Origin of the sequence: Humidesulfovibrio sp., assembly GCF_035560995.1 — a bacterium.
Taxonomy (GTDB): Bacteria; Desulfobacterota; Desulfovibrionia; order Desulfovibrionales; family Desulfovibrionaceae; genus Humidesulfovibrio.
Window position 1 is genome coordinate 1 of the sequence record NZ_DATMYK010000153.1, and the last position, 2,361, is coordinate 2,361.

Genomic DNA, 2,361 nt, shown 5'->3' on the forward strand with positions numbered 1-2,361 from the left:
CTGAAGCCATACTCGGTCATGTCGATGGAGATCTTGCCGGAGGCGCTCAAGAGGGCCTTTTCAGCCAGCAGGGTGTAGCCGCCGATCTCGACGGACTCGTCTCCTTCGCGGGCTTCGTCCAGGGCCAGGGAAAGCTTGGGGCCGCAGCACCCGCCAGCCAGGAACACGCGGATGGCGGACTTTTCCTTGTCCGCGAAATAGCCGTCCAGCTGCGCCTTGGCGGAATCGCTCAACGTGATCATGGGGATACTCCTTTTTGTGCGCCTTGGGCGCGGTGTCTCGACTGCGCAGATAAGACCGAACTGAAGCCTTGGCAATCGCCGGACGTCCTCCCCACAAAAAAAAGGGGCGCCGTCCTTGTGGAACGCCGCCCCCTATGGGAATCGTGTTGGCAAGCTAGCAGGAACAGCCGCTCGAGGAGCCTCCTCCGCAACTGCCGCCGCAACCACCGCCCCCTGCGCTCATGGGGTTTTCCGAATCGACCGTGAACCCGTACTGGGTCATGTCGATGCGGATGGTTCCGGTCTGCTCGCCCAGGGCACGCTCCACTACGAAGCTGTACCCAAGCACGTCATAGGTATCGTCGTTCTCACGCGGCTCATCCAGAGCCAGCGACAACCTCGGGCCGCTTCAACCCCCGGATGCCATGAACACGCGGATCGGGGACTTTTCCTTGTCCGCAAAGTACCCATCCAGCTGGGCCTTTGCGGCATCACTCAGTTCGACCATCTCTGCCTCCTTGGAGCGTTGGTGGAAGGTCGATAGATAATGACGGGCTCCGGCTTTGTCAAATGAGCGGGGACCCGCTTCCGGCGTTGACCAAGGGTGGACTCTGGGCTAAACCGCGTGATGCAGGTGGACGTGTTGTCCCCTTCTTATTCCATCACTTTCCGGCGTTTCATCGAGGCAGCGCATGAGCACCAAGGACCTGATCCTAGCCACCGCGAAAGACATGATCTCCGAGGTCGGCTTCCACAAAATGACCACGGCCAATCTGGCCCGGCGCGCCGACATCTCCGAAGGCACCATCTATCGCCACTTCGAGAGCAAGGAAGACATCCTCCAGCACATCCTGGACACCTTCGACCAGAAGTACCAGGCCCTGGCCGAGCAGTGCCGCGTCCGCATGGACAAGGACACCCTTTCCCTCGAAGATCTGCTGGGCAGCCACTTCGCCTTCCTCGATGCCAACGCCGCGGACATCAAGATCGTCCTCGGCACTTACAGCATCCTGGAAATCACCAAGCGCTCCATGGCCCGCTTCATCGACCGCATGCGCAGCCTGTTCGAGGATTTCCTGGCGCGCGGCATAAAAAACGGCACCATCCGCGACGTGCCCTTGAGCGATACGGGCATGATCATCGCCAACATGTTCTTCGGCCTCATGCGCATCAAGCTCTACTGGCCGGAAATCGCAGACTTCTCGCGCGAGGCGGTGGAATTCACCCGCCGCAGCCTGCTCGTGGAGACGGGGGAAAAGCCGTGAGCGAAGCCCGCAACATAAGCGAAGCCCGCAGCCTGACCGACGCCCGCACCATCCTGACCGCCAAGGAAATGGCCCGCACCCTGGAACGCCTGGCCTCGGAGATCGTGGAGCGCCGGGGTGAGGAAGGCCCGCTGGTCCTGGTGGGCATCCAGCGCCGCGGGGTCGACCTGGCCCGCAGGCTCAAGAAGCTTCTGGACGCCCGCCTTCCCGCGCCCGTCATCCTGGGCCAGCTGGACATCAACCTGTACCGCGACGACTGGAGCAGCCTGGGCATCACCCCGGCCATCAGCCACACGGAAATTCCGGCCGAGGTGGAAGGCGCGAGCGTCATCCTGGTGGACGACGTGCTGTATTCCGGCCGCACCACCCGCGCCGCCCTGGAGGCCATCCTGGACTTCGGCCGCCCGCGCCGCGTGGAACTGCTCGTGCTCATCGACCGCGGCCACCGTGAACTGCCCATCCAGGCCGACTACGTGGGCAAGCGCGTGAACACCTCCGCCTCGGAGCGCGTGGACGTGCTGGTGGCCGAGCGCGACGAGCAGGACAAGGTGTTGCTGCGTCCCAAAGCCGGCGCCTAGCCCCCCTCCCGAAGCCTAAGAGCCCCAATGAACATGGAAGAATCAAACACGCCCCTGCCCCGCCTGTGGCACCAGGGCAGCGTCAGCCTCATCGGCATGGCCGGGGCGGGCAAAAGCACCCTGGGCCGCCTGCTGGCCGAGAAAATCGGCTGGGCCCACCTGGACACGGACCGGCTCATCGAATCCTTCTACGGCCTGCCCCTGCAGGATGTGGTGGACGGCCTGGGCCTGGCGAAATTTCTCGAAGCCGAGAACAGGCTCGTGGCCACGCTCAGCGTGCGCCGCACGGTCATCTCC

5 protein-coding genes are annotated in these 2,361 nt (G+C 63.5%); 3 read left to right on the forward strand and 2 right to left on the reverse strand.

The genetic code is table 11. The features are described from left to right. Both VN419_RS05990 and VN419_RS05995 read right to left on the reverse strand, forming a co-directional pair. Positions 1 to 242 (reverse strand): IscA/HesB family protein (locus VN419_RS05990; protein WP_325645475.1); only part of this gene is annotated, 242 nt, incomplete at its 3' end. A gap of 154 nt (positions 243 to 396) precedes the next feature. Next, positions 397 to 729, reverse strand: coding sequence for an IscA/HesB family protein (locus VN419_RS05995; RefSeq protein ID WP_325645477.1), 333 nt, complete (start codon positions 727 to 729; stop codon positions 397 to 399). Positions 730 to 913: 184 nt separating this feature from the next. Here VN419_RS05995 and VN419_RS06000 point away from each other — a divergent pair, with 184 nt between their 5' ends. The 3 genes from VN419_RS06000 to VN419_RS06010 all read left to right on the forward strand — a co-directional run. Then, positions 914 to 1,486, forward strand: a complete 573-nt coding sequence (locus tag VN419_RS06000; RefSeq protein WP_325645479.1) for a TetR/AcrR family transcriptional regulator — start codon at positions 914 to 916, stop codon at positions 1,484 to 1,486. 32 nt (positions 1,487 to 1,518) lie between these two features. Then, entirely contained in the window at positions 1,519 to 2,064 is a 546-nt protein-coding gene (pyrR, locus tag VN419_RS06005) for a bifunctional pyr operon transcriptional regulator/uracil phosphoribosyltransferase PyrR (protein ID WP_325645483.1), read from the forward strand. A 27-nt stretch (positions 2,065 to 2,091) separates the two neighbouring features. Then, a partial coding sequence (locus VN419_RS06010; RefSeq protein ID WP_325645481.1) for a shikimate kinase occupies positions 2,092 to 2,361 on the forward strand: 270 nt, incomplete at its 3' end.